Genomic DNA, 17,255 nt, shown 5'->3' with positions numbered 1-17,255 from the left:
TTCAGGTTCAGGTTTTGTGACGTTACGCGCCAGCCCATTTCCTTCGGACCGTTTTGATTGAACCGGTTGTAAGCGCTGACACGTTCATGTCCGTCTACATTAAAAAACGGCATGAAAAGTATCGTCACATGATCGAGCAGTTCGGTATACTGATGATAAATTGCCATATTTCTAAGCAACATTAACATTGCATCTTTGCCGTCGATTTCTCCTGCATGAATACCGGCCTGAACCAGCAGTACAACTTTATTTTGCGATCGTGCCGATTCAGGCGTGAATTTGCCCGATTTATCGACGACCACGAGCGGCATTTTGCGCCCCTCCGGCGAAACGCCAAAATAAGTTACTTTGATCCATCGTGAAGATTTTTCAAGACGATCAAGGTAACGTAATGTTTCTTCATACCGGGGCGTTTCAAGATAATTTGATTTTTCATAATACGTGCGCCAATCTTCGTCTGTAGTCTTAGTACAACCGAACACTATCGTCACCAAAAGAATGCCAATATACCGTTTCATGTTTCAATACCTTGCGTTATGAGTTCAATATGTGATTTTCATTTTTTATTGCAACGCTATCCGCGCTTACTTTCGAGCAATAACATCAGGTCGTCGAGAAATCGTTGATCATTGGTATAAGTATCCGGATCGAGTTTAATCGTTTTTTTAATTTGAGTTGCGAGCTTTTGCGCCATTTTTTGACGTTCATCGGGCGGAAATAAATTTTTCCTGTAAAAAAACTCACGCAAAAGATAATATTCTTTTCCATCCATTCGGTGCACAAAAGGAATCTTAATATTGCGAATATACTCCGGATTGATGCGCAACGCTGAAAAATGTTCAAACCCTGATGTGATCTTTTCCTTAATGACCAAAGTACCCGCCACGTAATCGCCGATACGTTTGGATTGGACATTGCTTAGAAGGACAGCGCTTCCAAGGCCATAACTCGGGATGAACCACAATGGCGGCAGCATATCAATAACACGCAGAATATTACGGATCACTGAATCCCAAAAAGTAATAGGATAGCCGCCATCTTTGACGACCCGCAGTTTAAGAATTTTTTTTCCAACCGACTGCCCGTGCCAGATGGTTTCGCACGTAATAAAATATCCTTCATAAATCAAAAAAATAATAATACCCACCAAAGCCAGTTGCCAGGACGATGCTAAATTGACATTATTGAGCGCCGAACCGAGTATTCCAAAAACAATCGCAAGAATATAAATCAACGCAAAAGTCATAAGCAATTGAATGACCGTATCGATGAGATAAGCCAGAAAACGTGAGCCTAAGCCGGCTAATTCAAATTCCAAATAAATATTTTCAGGAGTCTCTATGATGAGTCTATCGTTCAATGTCGTCATAAAAGTACTTCATGAAAGTGACACCGTTGTGTCAGCAGGTTTAGAATTTATTTTTAATTTGATAGTACCGGTTACTGCATGATTGACCGTAAATGTCTTTTGAAGTGTTATACGTGCAAGCGGCGGCCGACGGCATGCCCTGCATACAGAAAATCCTGTGATAGACGTTTTCCTCAGTGGAAGTACGATCAACCACATCAACCAGAACACCCTGATCGCATGCATAACATTTCTCAGCCTGGTGCGATAATGTATTCCCTGTCGAACGTGCTACCAATGAGCGGCTGTCCGTCCAATGTTCGCCTTCTTGTTTTTCAGTAAAGCGGGTTTGTGTTAATTTTTGTAATAGCAAACGTCCTTCATTCATCGTCACCGTCGCTCTGAATTCCAACCGGTCGCCTTGCAGAAATTTAAGGCGTTGTTGAAATTCTCTTCCAATGACGGCATACGAATAATCTTCAAAATGAGTTTTATCAATGTATAGATCGCCGAAACAAATCAAATAACCAAGCAAATGTGTATGTTCTTGTTTTGGATTTTGAGGCGTGCCCCCGTAAAGAGAGTGCCTCAAATGAGGTTTGACCGAACTAACGGTTCCCATGCACCAATGTTCTTTATTCTCAAAATCACGAAGCCATTCTTCAAATTCGTACAAATCTTCTAAAAAATCGCTGTAATGATCCGGATCGGTTTTGACAAGACTTCGGGTAAATTTTTCCTCATCAAAAAATTTACAGCCAAAACATTTCTTGCCGACATGTGAAAACCCCCGATAACATTTTCGTTTACGCTCGAGTTCATTGCATTTCCAACGGAAATACGTGCAGCCGTCCGGAAAACAGCCTTTCCTGAACATCGTGTGATACACCGAAACATGATGCCCGAGTTTAGAATGCGCATCGTGCGTACAACGGAAGACGTCTTGACGTTTATACTGATTAATCATCAGAATTCAGAATATAGAATACAGAATGAACATTCAGTGTATGGAATTAATCGAGTTTAAAATTGAAGTTGAATAAGCGTGTAAAAGTTTACTGACTTCCTCATGCTGAGCTTTTAGATTCGTTGTATTGCCGTAGCCTAAATCCTGTGCTAGTATAATGTAATAGCGACTTTCTTCAAGAGAACCTTGGGCAATATTCATAAATCTTGCTTTATCGGCTTTTGATCTTTTTTTAAAACCTTCAGCGATATTGGCTGCCACCGAAATTGCGGCTCGTCTCATTTGAGAAGTAAGAGAATAAATTTCTTTTGACGGAAACGAATCAGAAAAGCGGTAAACTGTTAAAACAAATTGATGGGCTTTTTGCCATACTATCAAATCTTCGAACGTTTTCGCCCCGCTCATGTTTAACCTTGTCCTCCTGCATTCTGAATTCTGTTTTCTGATCGTTTCGCTTCGTTCCAAAACACATCCATCTCTTCCAAAGTCGCTTCTTTCATATTTCGGTTTAGTTCTGAAAATTTTTGTTCGACGTAACGAAAACGTCGGTTGAATTTTTCAATCGTACCGCGTAAAGCATCTTCGGGATTGACTGATAAAAAGCGGGAAATATTCACAATCGAAAATAAAACATCACCCAACTCATCTTCGATTTCTTCTTGTTTCATCGTTTTAGCCGCATCCTGAAGTTCCTTGAGTTCTTCAAATACTTTCGGCCACACGTCTTTGATATCGCCCCAATCAAAACCGACGCGGGAAGCTTTTTCCTGCATTCTGTAAGCACGTACCAACGCCGGCATGACTTTAGGTACGCCATCGAGCACTGACTTCCGATCGGATTCTTTGAGTTTTATTTGCTCCCAATTTTGTAAAACTTTGTCAGTAGTATGCGCTTCGACGTCGCCGAAAACATGCGGATGACGGCGAACAAGCTTGTCATTCAGACTCCGAATGACATCCAACAAGCTAAACATATTCTCTTCCGACGCGATACGGGAATGAAAAAGAATTTGGAGTAAAAGGTCACCCATTTCTTTTCGTAATTCTGCATAATGCTTGGCGTCGAGCGTTTCAAGAACTTCATAGACTTCTTCGAGAAGATACTGTCGCAGCGAATCGTGCGTTTGCTCGCGATCCCACGGACATTTGGAACGCAATTCCCGCATAATATTATAAAGACGCCCAAAATGTTCCCGAATGGCAGAGGTCAATTCATCATCGTCGATTTTAACAGTTTCAGTTTCAAACATATCGGCCACAACGGCTCCTTAATTTTTTTGAGGATTGAGCAGTTTTAGAATTTCTTGCTTAACTTGATTTCGATATCGCGTTACCAGATCGTTAAATCCTTTGTCTTTGCGTATCGGATCGAAAAGCTTATCGTTGTCCAAAAGTCCAAAACTGTTGAATTTTTTCTGAAATGCCCGTTCGAGCCATGACACCGATTGTTTTGCATCTTTTTGCGCCGCAAAAGTTGAAGCGGTTTTATAATACCCCATCGTAGCATTGGAGTCTGACGTAATCTCATTCAAGAATTGTTGACGCGCTAAATCGAATTGTTTTTGAATAAGGTATATATCTCCATAAAGTTCATACAATGGAGCTCCGGCAGGGGGCAAAGCAATTGCCAAACCTTTTTTGATTTCCGACTCTGCTTCGGGATACTGTGATTGAGCTATATAAACTTCCGCCATCAAAGCCCTTACCTCGGCTCGCATGGAATCCAATTCAACAGTTTTGCGGTACTGTTGCAAGGCCTCGCTGTATTTTTTCTGGAGAGCGTATGTGCGACCAAGCTCCATAGTCGCTTCGGTATAATGCGGATAAGTGGCCAATGCTTTGGCCAATGCGTTTTCAGCTTCAGCCCATTGCTGATTACCTCGCAACGCCATACCGTAATAAAAATACGATTCAGCGTTAGGGTAAATACGAATACTTTTCAGAATTTCTAATTGCGCTTCTGGATACAGTTTTTGTTGAACCAGGATTTTACCCATCATCAGGTGGCATCGGGCATAAGTATAGCTATCGTCGGCCAATTCACCGTATTGTTTGTAATAATCGAGCGCTTCCTGAAATTTGCCAGCCGCATAAAACGCTTCTCCTAAATAAAATTTCAAAGAGTTTTTATCGGGCTGCATCTTGATCCCAATTTGAAATTGATTGACCGCTTCGCGGGAATCTGAAAGATAGTACAACGCCATATATCCAAGCGTTACCCGGTATTGAAATTCTTGTTGTGTATTCAAATCGCCACCGAGCAATTCATCGTTTAGCGAATCCGATAACGCCTGCACCGGGCGAATGTCTTTTTTGTTTTTGGAGATAAATTGAAAAGTTTGAACGGGATTGGTTTTGTTGTTTTCAAATTCCGGTTTGATCAATAGCGCATTGGTAAAACTTAAAACAGCTTTTTTAAAATTATTTTGGTTGTAATACAGATTGGCCAGCGATATTTGAACAAATGCATCCCAAGGATCGATGGCGGCGATTGCTTCATACACATCACGCGCTTCATTCCATTGTTTTCGGATTTCATACAATCGTGCGAGATTTTTTCTGGCTGGGATTTCCTTTTCGTTGGCGCGAATGGCGTCAATAAAATATTTTTGTGCGGTCACCGTATCTTTCAAACCCATACTCGCAAGACCCGCCAGATTCAATGCGCCGGCCGATCCGGGATCCAACGACAACGCTTTCGTTGCCTGATTTTTAGACAACTCGAAATCTTTGGCCACGAGATAACAATACCCGAGTTGGATCCATGAGCGGGTATCGTTAGGATTGCGATCCAATTCATTTCGATAAGCCGAACGAGCACGTTTGGCATCGTCTTTATTGAAAAAATAAATGTCGCCGATTTCGCGATAAATGTTTTTCCGTGTCGAATCTTTCGACAACAGTTGTTGATAATAACCGATCGCGTCGTCATACTTTTTCAGTAAAACACTCGTGAAAGCCACAGCTTCATACCCGTCTGCGAATTGTGGATCTTCTTTGATAGCTTTTTGATAAACTTTCAAAGCACTGTCCGGCATGGATAACCATTCTAAAATCCGGCCTTGTAAATAACTTCGGGTTGAAGTATAAGACGAAGAAAAATGAACGCCTGATTTAATTGTGCCGGCTTTTATATTTAATGCCGCCGCTTTTACAAAATCTGAGATTATTTTTTCATACGTTGCATCCAGCGGCCATTCGGATGAATATTTATTTTCTTTGAGCAAAGTTTTCGCACCGGATTGGACATTGACGATAAAATTCACTTTTTTCTTGTCTATTCCGGCAGCAACGACGATTTCATACGTAAATACGGATACGGCAGTATTGTTTTTCGGTAAAGCTTCAGTGTGTTCGACAGTAACGTCGGCAACATCCTGGATAATTTTTTTAAAAGACAAAGGCAAACCCGCCAGCATCCAACTATTGCTGTCATTCAGAATTTCATTGGGCGCAATGAGCGTCATTCGGATTTGCGGTTTGACCGACTGCGAATAAACAGGCAAGGAGAGCATTACTAGAAAAAAAAGATAATAACGTTTCATAAATACCTTTATGTTATGAAATAACCTGACTTATTTTGCTTAGCGAAATGTCGTATCGATAACTGGTTCCCATGTGTCCGTCATCAAACTCTTCATACGCGTGAACGATCCCAAAATTTTTTAGCCGCTGAGTGAAAATTCTCGCACCGATATGAAGAAAATATTCATCGCGCGAACCGCATTCTAAAAAAATATGTTTGAGACGGCGCAATTGATTTTGCCAGCGATCTTTTTCTATCATCAGCACCGGATCATGTTCTAACCAACGTTGCCATATATCATTTTTCAATTCGCCGCTTTTTGTATCGAATGGCAAGTCAAAACCGAACAGTTTATTATCCAGATTTGGAGAATACGCAGCCGACATGGCAATGATATTAATCGCTGAAATCATATCTCCGGTTTTTTTAGGTGCTTCAAAAAATTTTTCCAGAAAATTTTTCAACCCTCCCGCACGGTCGACCGTGTTGTAACATTTGGGTATGTCCGGTTTATACGCATATTCAAAATACATGTCGCCGGCACTGCAAAAAGTCACTGAAAAAACTTCAGGATATTTCATGGCCAATCGAAGCGCTCCAAATCCTCCGCTGGATTTGCCCATGACGGCCCGATGATCGATTTCAGCTCTGGTTCGATAATGAGAATCGATAAAAGGAACGATTTCTTTGATAATATAATCTTCATAATTGCCAAGCGCCGATGAATTGAGATATTGCGAGCCGCCGTATTTAGTAAAACAATCCGGCATTACAATAATTGCCTCCTTCATTTTTCCATCGGCAATAAGCTTATCGCATCGTTCATCCAACGAATAACCCCACGCCTGAGGAGACAAAAACATCGTTCCAAATCCCATAAAACCGGACAACAAGTAGATAACAGGATAACGTTTTTCCGCGTTAGTATTATACGATGGAGGTAGATACACAGCCAATTTACGCCGATAAGGATCATTAAGAGGGTTGGTTTTAAGAATGGCGCTTTCGTGAGTAATAATGTCAACGTAGGAATTCATAGTGGGATTGGTTGAGATTCGAAATTGGCCGGAAAAAGAATAATCATTTATAGCGTGAAATACAAGCTCAGCGGTTAGAGAAAACAGGTTTGCTCAATAGCCTCGGCAACTTCACTACGATAGCGTTCTAACCTTTGAAGAATAGGGGGAAGGTCTAGGTATGTCATTAATTCAGCGCGTAATTTGGCAATATTCGGCAGGCCTTTCAAATAGCCTGCGTAATATTTTCTGAATTCCAAAATTCCGTATTTGTCGCCTTTGTATTGAACGGATAAACGAAGGTGATCGATACAGATGTCAATCCGTTCTTGCGGCGTTGGCGGGGGAAGATGTTCACCGGTTTCGAGATAATGCCTGACTTCCCGGAAAATCCATGGATTGTTGATGGCGGCGCGACCGATCATAATGCCGTCGCATCCGGTTTCAAACATTTTTTTGGCGTCTTCGGGCGTTCGCACATCGCCATTGCCGATAACAGGAATTTTAACCACGTTTTTGATTTTTTCCAACCAAGTCCAATCCGCCACGCCGTCATGTCCCTGATCGCGTGTCCGGCAATGGAGCGTTAGCGCTTGCGCACCGGCATCTTCGACCATTTTTGCAACATCGAGGATTACAATACTTTTCGCGTCCCATCCAAGTCTCGTTTTCACGGTTACAGGCAAGCACGTGCCGCGCACGGTCGACCGTACGATCGCTTCGAATCGGGGTAAGTCGCGTAAAAGTCCGGCGCCTGCGCCGCGCATCGCCACGTCTTTGACCCAACAGCCGCAATTGATATCGATAAAATCCGGATTCATTTTCTCCGCAACGGCCGCTGCACCTTCCATCGACGTATCTACGCCGCCGAAAATCTGAATAGCAACCGGTCGCTCTTCTTCGGCAATGACGATTTTACGTAAAGCTTTCTTTGCATCACGAATTAACGCTTCACTGCTGGTAAATTCCGTGTACAAAATAGCGGCCCCAAGCCGCTTACATGTTAGCCGGAACGAAATGTCCGTAACGTCTTCCATCGGCGCGAGTGCTACAGGCTTATTGATATTAACTTTTCCTATCTGCATGGGGCGTCAGGATAATGAATTATGATTTGAATTTCAAATAAAATAAGTGATCTATCCAAACCTATTGTGCCTTTGTGAACGGGCCTTCATCATTAATAATTAGCGTCTTTTTTTCATTATCAACCACGATCTTCATAATATGCGCATCACGGGATGCGTTTGAGTTACGCGGTTGAATTTCAATGCTCAAAGTTTGTCCGGCTGATTTGATAAAACGGTAATAACCTTTTTCAGACATTTTACCTTGAATCTCGTATTTGCCATAATCAAAAATCCATATCGTTTGGTCATACTGCCAGGTACCTTGTATCCATTCCTCTTCAGGAGCTCTGAATGAGCAACTCGATGATATAATTGCCAATAAAATGATAAAACAAATCCTCATATCAACTCCGTTAATTTTGATTAACGCATTACAATTTGAACCTTTATTTACCTTGACAATCGGTGCTTTCTAAGATATATTAATCCGCATTTTGAAGCAAATGTTCTCGTCTATTTGATATAAGGGCTTCAAAAACAATGACAAAGGAAGACGGGATACTTTAAACCACACTAATGGAAGTTACGAAACAACCCGGTGATGCTACTCAGGAATCGGCTTCCGTCACCGACGACATACCTCACTCCTCGACCGAGCCCAAAGTCGGCTACCTCCAATCCGAACTTCACAAATTCGAAAACCGGTTTGAAAAACAAATCCGGAAATACTCCGCGGCTGAGATTACCATTTTTGGTTTTTTTATCGCGATTATCACCGGATCGTTTATTCTCTATGCGATCGAGAATATGGCCGGGAACTCACTCAGCTATGTTGATGCCTTGTTCATTTCAACTTCGGCCATTTGCGTGACCGGATTAACTTCCGTTGATTTTACCCAATTCACGTTCACCGGCCAAATTGTGACAATGATTTTGATTCAGATCGGCGGCTTTGGTGTTGTAACGGCTTTTCGGCTTTTGTGGGTAGGCCGGGCCGAAGATTTATCTCAAGGATCAACGCAAACACTGGGCAGTATCATGGATGTGGAAGGTCAGCATCAAACCGTTCTCCAGATTTTGGCTTCCACGGCTAAAATTACTTTTGCAGTAGAAGCAATCGGGGTTCTGGCATTGTATATGGCCATCGATGATAAACTAACCGGTATGTCTCCAATCTGGTTCTCCATATTTCATACCATTTCTGCATTTAATAATGCCGGGTTTGGTTTGTATGCCGATAGCCTTATACAATTTCAAACCGACACGTTGGTCAATTTTATAATTGCCGGACTGATTATTCTTGGAGGCATAGGATACCCGGTTTTACTTGGCATTGAACGAATTGTCTTGATGTTATTATACAAGTTGCTGGGCTTTTCGGAAGCGTTAATGGAAATGGTTGCAATTCGTAAACCTGATAAACTTCACTGGGTCGAACCGTTTTATAATTTTGTCGATCATTTATATTTACGCGCTAAAAAAATCAAGGAAGAATTGGCCGGCGTAGCCTCGCCATTGCAGATGAAAGTAGTTATTTACGGAACGGTTTTTTTAATTCTTACTGGAATGATTTTTACATTGCTAGCTGAGTGGAACGACCCTAAGACGTTGGGACTACTGTCTTTTGACGACAAGCTTCTCGCTTCTTTTTTTCAATCCGTATCGACACGTACCGCCGGTTTTAATACCATCGATATCGGCGCATTGGAAATACGCACCTTACTGTTTTACATTGCGTTGATGTTTATTGGTGCTGCTCCCCAAGGTACAGCAGGCGGAATAAAGATTCCGACCTTTGTCACTATGCTTGGCTATATTCGGACAAGTTTCCGTGGTCGCAGTCGCGTTACCATCTTCAATTACGTCGTGTCAAAAATGTCTGTTGGTCATGCCGTGAAGCTCTACGTCATGAGTTCAACTTTTGTTTTGACTGCTATTTTATTAATCGCTGTTTGTGAAAACCAATTTACGTTGACGCAGATGGCTTTTGAAGTCGTCAGTGCGTTCGGTACGGTTGGCCTATCTACCGGCATTACAATGCTTCTTGCGCCCGCATCTAAAATTCTACTTGTAATCGTCATGTTTGCCGGCCGAGTCGGATTACTAACCATCGGCAGCGCCATCATCAAACCTTCCCGTGACTCCCATACAATGGCATTTGCCCCAGACGACGGAATGAAACTCCAGATCGGATAAAAAAAGCCCCGGATTTGCACCCGAGGCTCTTGCGTGGAAACCATCTGACCCGCAACATTGCGGAATCATTTGATTCAATTTCTCCTACCTAACAAAGGAGAAAACTTACTAATCCCGATAACTTAAAAGTTTATACTCACCGTTTCTTTCAACAATCGATCCGCAGAACTCCAACTTCTTTTCATTTCCAACTTTGTCTTTAACATGCAAAACTGTTTTAGTATGAATTTTGAATGTCGGATATTCTTCAATACCTTCTTTGAATGAAACAGATTCTAATTCAAATGTTTGCGTACCATAATCTGACAGAGCACGCCTGAGTCCTTTGATTGTCTTGCCGTTTAAATTGTCCCATGCAAAGTCGTAAGGTACATCATTTTTACTGGCAGGAAACTCGGGCCACAAATACTTTTTAAATTCTTCCTGATTGATACGAAGACCATCCAGTGTCTGTGCATCGTTTGATTCGATGGCTTTTAGAACTTTTTCGGCCAAAGCATCGATCGAATTACAGGAGTTACTCAATTCGTGTGTCTGGCACGAAATAAGAAATAGTATTTGAAAGAACAGTAAGATCGTTAGGTGTTTCATCTCATTTTCAAAAAAATATTAGATGCAGGTTGCCGCAAAACAACCTGCATCTATTGGATTAAAGATTATTGTTTAGCCCAATTTGTCCAGCCGCTTAACCAGTTAGGATCACCCGATTTGAAGGCGCCGATGTAGGTGGCGGCGACGTCAAAGAAATTGTCATTAGGAGGTGTACCACCCGTCACATTGACTGTCGGACGCGGATCTGGCATATTGTTGTCCATTGGATTCGCGTTAGCTGCTGTAGTTACCGCCGTGAAGTTCGGATTTTGAACAAGGATGTTCCATGATTCGATGATCGAACGTAATCCGGCTGTATCGTAATTTTGAGCAGTTGTTTTTAATGCTACTTCAAAAATGTTCTTAGGATTGTTCGATTTGTTGTTAAACATGATGATATTTTTTGCCGTCGCCGTTCCATTGGCAGCATTGGAGCTATCGGCTGTTCCGTCAAGCGTTAATCCGATCCTATTGAAATACGCAACGATACCGTTGTTGGCATCGTATTGCGTATTACGGCGCCAATACATGCCCTCATTATTATCGTCGTTGTTTTTATCATCAACATCGTTACCGCCAATGAATGTAAAGTTCCAGAACGTAGGCTTCGAAATAGGACTATTACTGCTGCCGCTTGCATCATTGTCCGCTTCCATACCGCGGTTAGCTAATGCTTTATCTTGGATTCCAAATGCATATTGAATTTTCACTTGCGTTCCAAAGTCAGTATCGAACATATCGTCATCGCAACCTGACGCAACTAAATATTTTCCACGAACGGTTCCGCCAAACCATTCAAAGCCGTCATCAGCAATCATGTGTGATTGGATATGATCCAAAACAGTGTTGCTTCCTACGCCATTAAATGTCCATCCGTTCACTTCGTTATCCGGTGTCACTTTGATTCCACCGTATTCGACACGAACGTAATGAAATTCACCGCTCATCATCGTGTCACCGATAGACGAATTTAATGTAAACGATCCGAACCCGGGTCCGTAACTTCCTGTATTGCCTTCGCCAACACCGATACCGCCTGGTACATTGATGGTCGCAACGCCATTCAAAACTATACCACCCCATAGACCGCGTGAACGTCCGCCTGCAGCCACTTCAGTAGTAAATACAACTGGATTTCCGGAAGTGCCCATGGCATAAATCTTACCGTTACGCTGAGTGACAGTACTTGCATTGCTGGCCGTAGCGCGAACAGCGATAATAACAGCTTGTGTGCCTGCTTTCGCTTTAATCACAGTACCGGCCGGAATATTCAAGATAGCACCCGGAGATACTAGATAAGGGCCGCTCAATACATAGGATTTGGCAGGATCAAGGGTCAGGGTCCCAACCAGCGTACCGGTCAAAGTAACTTGTTCAGTCAATATAAAATTATGCATAGAAGTTGCATTCGCCGTTACGTTTACAGATGCAGAATCCGTAACATAACCGTTTTTAGTTACGATAACTTCATGCGTTCCAATTAACACGTTGTTTAAACTGTAAGCACCACTTGCATTGGTGGTAGTTGTTTTCCCAAGCGCAGGAATAGAGACTGTAGCGCCATCAACGTTAGAGGCACCACTAGTGATATTTCCGGATACGGTTCCGGTTTGCTCATCTGTTCTAATAAAGAGTGAACTTAATGGTGCCGGATTCGTACGATCAGCAATTGTGACTGTAAGCGTATCATTTACATAATTCGCTTTAGTCAAAATAATTTGATAACTCCCATCATCAACATCTTCGAAAACGTAAGCGCCGTTGGCGCCGGTATTCATGGTTTGCACAATCGTCGTTAAAACCAGATCAACTTTAACATCGGCAATAGGATCGCCTGAACTGTTGAGCACTGTTCCGGAAATCGTAGCGCCTTTTTTAGATTTGCTATCATCGCAGCCGCTTGTCATAAGACTGGTCACAAACAAGGCTGTAAGCGACAGAATGGATAAGAATCTCATAAGAGTATTCTTTCTCATTTTTCCTCCGTGTGTTTAGGTGTTGAATTAAAGATTGGTTATTGCGAATAGTATAATTTAATTACTTTTGTTAACGTACGATTACAGCCTTGTTACAATGGTGCAATGTTTCTAAAAATCATAACTGATTGATGTAGAGAAACTCATACCGGGTTTGTACTGATTAGTAACATATTTTCCCATTTTGAAAACTACTTCATCATTCAAAATGTTTTTCCAATTAGTTTTCAGCTTAAACTGTTTGGTTAATTTCTGGGAAACCGTTAGATCTAATTGATTGTAGGACTGTTCGTACACGTCATCATAAATTTTTTCGCCATTCACAGTTGTCAACTTCGTTCCAATTTCTGCAATGCGCTTTCCAAACACGTTGTAAGATAAGTTCACATCTGTACGCGTTTCGTTATTCGTATAATTCAACCCAAAATTAAAAATGTACGGTGATTGCCCTTGCATAGGACGCGATTGATTGGCCACAAAATCAGCCGAAAACAGCGTTGGCCCTTCCGAGCCTAACGTGTAAACTTTAATATCATCTTTTTGTTTGAGCCGCGAGTAAATGAAAGATACATTGGCTGTTGCGCTAAAATTATTAAGCGCTTGATTCACATGAGCCAAACTGGCGCGCAATTCCAATTCAAGGCCAAGGTTGTTAGCGCTACCGCCATTGACGGGTACCGGATCGCCGGTAGGATTACCGGGGTTCGGAAGTAAAAATTTTTCAATCGGATTACTGAATTGTTTATAAAAAAAACTGGCAGCTAACAGTTCACCGGGGTTTGGGAAAAACTCCCACCGGGCATCATAGTTGGTAATGTCACTGGCCTTCAAAAACGGGTTACCATAAGTGCTCCGGCGATAATCATCATACCGGAATGGCGCTAATTCGCGGAATTGCGGGCGGGCTTTGGTTTGACTAAAACCCAAACGAATATTCATACGATCATTTAACCCGTAGATCAGGTTAATTGCGGGAAATAAATCGTTGTCATTAAATTTCGGAGATAAAGAATTATTGGCTGAACCGGACAGCGGGTCGAATGATTTCAATTCCGTTTCAACATTTTCATATCGAAAACCTCCGACAAATCTCAGCTGAGAAGTAATCGGAAAATCGGCCATCAAATAGCCGGCAATCAGGTTTTCTTTAGCCGTATATTGATCATTGGCTTGAGTATTATCTTCGAAATTGACCAATCCGTTGGCAATGTTATCTGAAGAAAAAAGTTCTTCCGGTTCTTGCGTACGAACGACGTCTTGAATATTGGAATACGCGTAACGATGCGCGTTAAAATCACGATCTTTTTTCCGATACAGTGAACCGACTTTTAATTTGGTGCCTTTAAACTGCGCTACAGGAAAACTCCAGTCAAAACCGGTATTGATTTCTTTGTCAACCATGTCCGAAAAAAAGCGTGTGTTTTTAGATTGTCCTATGGCTTCGTATTGATTCGAGGTTTCATTCAGAACATAACCGGTCTGACGAGTATCCGGCTCGTTACGATCTGCCTGCGAATACGCAAAATGCCAATCGATTTTACTGTTCAAAATATTGTTCAGTTGATGCTCACCTAACAGTTGTGAGGAAAGCAAAGCGCGTTGCTGATACCGTAGGCGTGTATATCGCACATCGCCACCTGAACTTGCATTTAAATACCCTTTGGTCACACTGGCTTCATCGTCCGACTGAACGTTATAGACGCTTTTGATTCCGATTTTATTGTTCGCATTGATCTTGGCATTCACATCTAAGAGAGCGCCCCATAAAACCGAATAACTGCCTTTCTCAGTTTTATAGTCATAGGCCGCCGTTTCATCAGCCTGTGGGAAAAATTCTTTTTCTGTCCGTTGATTAAAATCGGCACTATATGTTAATGACGCCAGATATCCGAAGTTGGATGCTGTTCCGAGGCTATTGCCCAGCGACAAACTAAATCCGGTATTATTGGCTACACGATGCCCGATCGGCATCCAGATGTTTTGAAATTTACTGTTGTATTGGGCTTTGAGGTCGTTAGGTGTAGTACCATTAAAGCCAGGTACGTTCGGCCGTTTCCTCTGTCCGTCGTCAAAACCTAAAAAGTCTGTCCCACTTCCCTGATAGCGCAAAATTTTTGAAAAGGAAGCGCGATTGATACCACTTGAAACGCTTGCAGCCATATAAAATTTATCAGGAAATTCTTTCGTGTTGATTTTAACAAGCCCTCCGGAAAAATCAGCCGCAATATCAGGATTATAAGTTTTAACTACGGTTACGTTTTGGATAGAACCGGAAGGAAAAATGTCCATTGGAATGATTTTTTTCTCTGGTTCTGTGCTAGGAATTTCAATTCCGTTTAGCTGCGCATTGCTGTATCGCTCGCCGAGGCCCCGAACATACACAAATTTGTTACCGACGACGGTCAATCCCGTCACACGTTTTAATGCATCACCGGCGCTTTTATCCGGTGTTTTGCTGATTTGTTCGCTTCCGATCGCATCGCTGACGACGACGGATTTTTTTTGTTGAACTAATAATGCACTCGAATTGGATAGATCCGCTTTGGCTTCGATGACAACTTCTTCACCTTGAATTCCCTCAGGCTGTAGAGCTATATTGACCGTGGCGACTCCATTATCAACAACTTTGATTCCTGAAACAGTTTTTTTGTTGTAAGAAATATATGTAGCCATTAAACTGTATTCGCCGGGAGGAACTTTTTGAATAACGAAGCTGCCGTTTAAATCAGTACTTGCCCCCATTGTGGTCCCGACAACTACGACATTACAACCGATCATTGGATCGCCGGTCTCTGCATCTAAGACAGTTCCGATAATTTTGCCATGCTGCGCAAACGCCGCCGCTGACATCATTATCGTTACTAAAACAAATTTTAATAGTGACTTAAATTTCATGTCATCCTCAGTTAGGTTAATGATTTCCACGAGTTAGGTTCCACTCGCAATAAAACGCCCAAATGTAGGCGAAGGATGTTAAGGAAGGATTAGCCAAGTATTAATGATTGATTAAGAAGTGTTAGGGCTACGTTAAATTTATTTAACAATCGAAGAGGAAAACAAAAAAAGGCTGCTTTTAAAACAAGCAGCCTTTATTTAAATTATTTAAAAATGATTATTCGGAATACAATGGAAACTTCTTCGACATTTCTTTGATTTCATCCTTGATCTTATTGAGCGTTGAATCGTCGTCAGGATTTTCTAATGCACGGTCGATAAATCCTCCGATCATTTTCATTTCAGATTCTTTCATACCGCGTGTCGTCAAAGCGGCCGTGCCGATACGAATACCGCTCGCCACGAACGGACTTTGTTTATCAAAAGGCACCATATTTTTATTGACAGTGATGCCGGCATGTTCCAGCACAGCTTCTGCTTTTTTACCGGTAATGTTTTTATTCGACAAATCCACAAGCATTAAATGATTGTCGGTTCCACCTGAAACAAGATCATAACCCAAACCGATCAATTCTGCCGCAAGAGTTTGAGCGTTCTTGACGACCTGTTTCGCATATTCTTTAAATGAAGGTTGGAGTGCCTCTTTGAACGCAACAGCTTTGGCGGCAACAACGTGCATCAAAGGCCCACCTTGAATTCCAGGCATGACCATACTATCAATCACTTCCGACATCATTTTCACTCGACCGGTTTTCGGTGCGGTAATTCCAAGTCGGTTTTCAAAATCTTTTCCCATCAGAATTAACCCGGAACGCGGTCCCCGTAACGTCTTATGCGTTGTTGTCGTCACAATATCACAATGCGGTAACGGACTTGGATGAATTCCCGCTGCAATAAGGCCAGCAGGATGTGCCATGTCCGACATCAAATACGCGCCAATTTCATTGGAAATTTCGCGGAATTTCTCATACTCAAAAAATCGTGGATAAGCGCTTGCACCGGCGATAATCAATTTAGGTTTGTGCTCACGTGCAATCTTAAATAATTCATCGTGATCAATCCTTCCGGTTTCTTTTTTGACACCATAGGCGACGACCTTATACATTTTTCCAGAGAAGTTTACAGGACTTCCATGAGTCAAATGTCCTCCATGAGCGAGATTCATTCCCATGATCGTGTCGCCCGGCTGAAGCAAACTAAAGTATACCGCCATATTGGCCTGGCTTCCTGAATGCGGTTGTACATTAGCGTATTCGCATTTAAATAATTCTTTTGCACGGTCTCGCGCAATATTCTCAACAACATCAACAAATTCGCATCCTCCGTAATAACGGTTCCCAGGGTATCCTTCAGCATATTTATTAGTCATGACACATCCAACAGCATCTAGTATAGCTGAGCTTACGAAATTCTCCGATGCAATCATTTCCAGCGTTGTATTCTGGCGTGTTTTTTCATTCATTATCGCAGCGTAGACATCTGGATCAAAACCGGAAACCGCTTTCATAGTTGTTTATCCTAATTAAGTCTTTCAACAGTTTATTTGCTCGGAATTAATCTAACTATTTTGAGTTTCACATACAAAATAAAAAACCCGGAACACTTTCGTGTCCCGGGTTGGTTTTTTTAAAAATTTTATTAGTACTTAATAATAACTTCTTTTTCGGTTCCGT

General features: G+C 41.9%; 14 protein-coding genes. 1 reads left to right on the top strand and 13 read right to left on the bottom strand.

The annotated features are described in order from the left end of the window. The 9 genes from K1X84_14680 to K1X84_14640 form a co-directional block, all read right to left on the bottom strand. A partial coding sequence (locus K1X84_14680; GenBank protein MBX7152872.1) for a peptidase M14 occupies positions 1 to 518 on the bottom strand: 518 nt, incomplete at its 3' end. Positions 519 to 574: 56 nt separating this feature from the next. Further along, the gene (locus K1X84_14675; GenBank protein MBX7152871.1) at positions 575 to 1,369 is read right to left on the bottom strand and encodes an RDD family protein; all 795 of its coding nucleotides are present in this window, start codon (positions 1,367 to 1,369) and stop codon (positions 575 to 577) included. Positions 1,370 to 1,409: 40 nt separating this feature from the next. Then, on the bottom strand, positions 1,410 to 2,315 hold the full coding sequence (locus tag K1X84_14670; GenBank protein ID MBX7152870.1) for a hypothetical protein: 906 nt from the start codon (positions 2,313 to 2,315) through the stop codon (positions 1,410 to 1,412). 33 nt (positions 2,316 to 2,348) lie between these two features. Next, entirely contained in the window at positions 2,349 to 2,720 is a 372-nt protein-coding gene (locus tag K1X84_14665) for a four helix bundle protein (GenBank protein MBX7152869.1), read from the bottom strand. A 2-nt stretch (positions 2,721 to 2,722) separates the two neighbouring features. Further along, the gene (gene mazG, locus K1X84_14660) at positions 2,723 to 3,565 is read right to left on the bottom strand and encodes a nucleoside triphosphate pyrophosphohydrolase (GenBank protein MBX7152868.1); all 843 of its coding nucleotides are present in this window, start codon (positions 3,563 to 3,565) and stop codon (positions 2,723 to 2,725) included. 18 nt (positions 3,566 to 3,583) lie between these two features. Then, the gene (locus K1X84_14655) at positions 3,584 to 5,860 is read right to left on the bottom strand and encodes a tetratricopeptide repeat protein (GenBank protein ID MBX7152867.1); all 2,277 of its coding nucleotides are present in this window, start codon (positions 5,858 to 5,860) and stop codon (positions 3,584 to 3,586) included. A 13-nt stretch (positions 5,861 to 5,873) separates the two neighbouring features. After that, complete coding sequence (locus tag K1X84_14650; GenBank protein ID MBX7152866.1) at positions 5,874 to 6,878, bottom strand: esterase family protein; 1,005 nt, start codon at positions 6,876 to 6,878, stop codon at positions 5,874 to 5,876. A gap of 74 nt (positions 6,879 to 6,952) precedes the next feature. Beyond that, the gene (gene dusB, locus K1X84_14645) at positions 6,953 to 7,942 is read right to left on the bottom strand and encodes a tRNA dihydrouridine synthase DusB (protein ID MBX7152865.1); all 990 of its coding nucleotides are present in this window, start codon (positions 7,940 to 7,942) and stop codon (positions 6,953 to 6,955) included. A 61-nt stretch (positions 7,943 to 8,003) separates the two neighbouring features. After that, positions 8,004 to 8,327, bottom strand: coding sequence for a hypothetical protein (locus K1X84_14640; protein MBX7152864.1), 324 nt, complete (start codon positions 8,325 to 8,327; stop codon positions 8,004 to 8,006). Positions 8,328 to 8,500: 173 nt separating this feature from the next. On the opposite strand from K1X84_14640, the gene K1X84_14635 reads away from it, so the two are divergent. Beyond that, positions 8,501 to 10,120, top strand: a complete 1,620-nt coding sequence (locus K1X84_14635; GenBank protein MBX7152863.1) for a hypothetical protein — start codon at positions 8,501 to 8,503, stop codon at positions 10,118 to 10,120. A 108-nt stretch (positions 10,121 to 10,228) separates the two neighbouring features. On the opposite strand, the gene K1X84_14630 is transcribed toward K1X84_14635, so the two are convergent. The 4 genes from K1X84_14630 to K1X84_14615 all read right to left on the bottom strand — a co-directional run bounded on the left by K1X84_14630 (position 10,229) and on the right by K1X84_14615 (position 17,089). After that, positions 10,229 to 10,645: a hypothetical protein gene (locus K1X84_14630; protein ID MBX7152862.1), complete on the bottom strand. Its 417-nt coding sequence runs from the start codon at positions 10,643 to 10,645 to the stop codon at positions 10,229 to 10,231. A 131-nt stretch (positions 10,646 to 10,776) separates the two neighbouring features. Next, the gene (locus tag K1X84_14625) at positions 10,777 to 12,687 is read right to left on the bottom strand and encodes a carboxypeptidase regulatory-like domain-containing protein (GenBank protein ID MBX7152861.1); all 1,911 of its coding nucleotides are present in this window, start codon (positions 12,685 to 12,687) and stop codon (positions 10,777 to 10,779) included. Positions 12,688 to 12,798: 111 nt separating this feature from the next. Then, positions 12,799 to 15,582: a TonB-dependent receptor gene (locus K1X84_14620; GenBank protein ID MBX7152860.1), complete on the bottom strand. Its 2,784-nt coding sequence runs from the start codon at positions 15,580 to 15,582 to the stop codon at positions 12,799 to 12,801. A 217-nt stretch (positions 15,583 to 15,799) separates the two neighbouring features. Beyond that, entirely contained in the window at positions 15,800 to 17,089 is a 1,290-nt protein-coding gene (locus K1X84_14615) for a serine hydroxymethyltransferase (protein ID MBX7152859.1), read from the bottom strand. Between the last annotated feature and the right edge of the window lie 166 nt (positions 17,090 to 17,255).

The sequence above is a fragment of the bacterium genome (genome assembly GCA_019695335.1).
Lineage (GTDB): Bacteria > CLD3 > CLD3 > SB21 > SB21 > JABWBZ01.
This window is presented reverse-complemented; position numbering and strand designations above follow the sequence as displayed.

Coding starts and splice junctions, on each gene's coding strand:
- dusB (MBX7152865.1), bottom strand. CDS start 7,942: ATGCAGATAGGAAAAGTTAATATCAATAAGCCTGTAGCACTCGCGCCG.
- mazG (MBX7152868.1), bottom strand. CDS start 3,565: ATGTTTGAAACTGAAACTGTTAAAATCGACGATGATGAATTGACCTCT.
- K1X84_14670 (MBX7152870.1), bottom strand. CDS start 2,315: ATGATTAATCAGTATAAACGTCAAGACGTCTTCCGTTGTACGCACGAT.
- K1X84_14620 (MBX7152860.1), bottom strand. CDS start 15,582: ATGAAATTTAAGTCACTATTAAAATTTGTTTTAGTAACGATAATGATG.
- K1X84_14655 (MBX7152867.1), bottom strand. CDS start 5,860: ATGAAACGTTATTATCTTTTTTTTCTAGTAATGCTCTCCTTGCCTGTT.
- K1X84_14640 (MBX7152864.1), bottom strand. CDS start 8,327: ATGAGGATTTGTTTTATCATTTTATTGGCAATTATATCATCGAGTTGC.
- K1X84_14625 (MBX7152861.1), bottom strand. CDS start 12,687: ATGAGAAAGAATACTCTTATGAGATTCTTATCCATTCTGTCGCTTACA.
- K1X84_14635 (MBX7152863.1), top strand. CDS start 8,501: ATGGAAGTTACGAAACAACCCGGTGATGCTACTCAGGAATCGGCTTCC.
- K1X84_14650 (MBX7152866.1), bottom strand. CDS start 6,878: ATGAATTCCTACGTTGACATTATTACTCACGAAAGCGCCATTCTTAAA.
- K1X84_14675 (MBX7152871.1), bottom strand. CDS start 1,369: ATGACGACATTGAACGATAGACTCATCATAGAGACTCCTGAAAATATT.
- K1X84_14615 (MBX7152859.1), bottom strand. CDS start 17,089: ATGAAAGCGGTTTCCGGTTTTGATCCAGATGTCTACGCTGCGATAATG.
- K1X84_14665 (MBX7152869.1), bottom strand. CDS start 2,720: ATGAGCGGGGCGAAAACGTTCGAAGATTTGATAGTATGGCAAAAAGCC.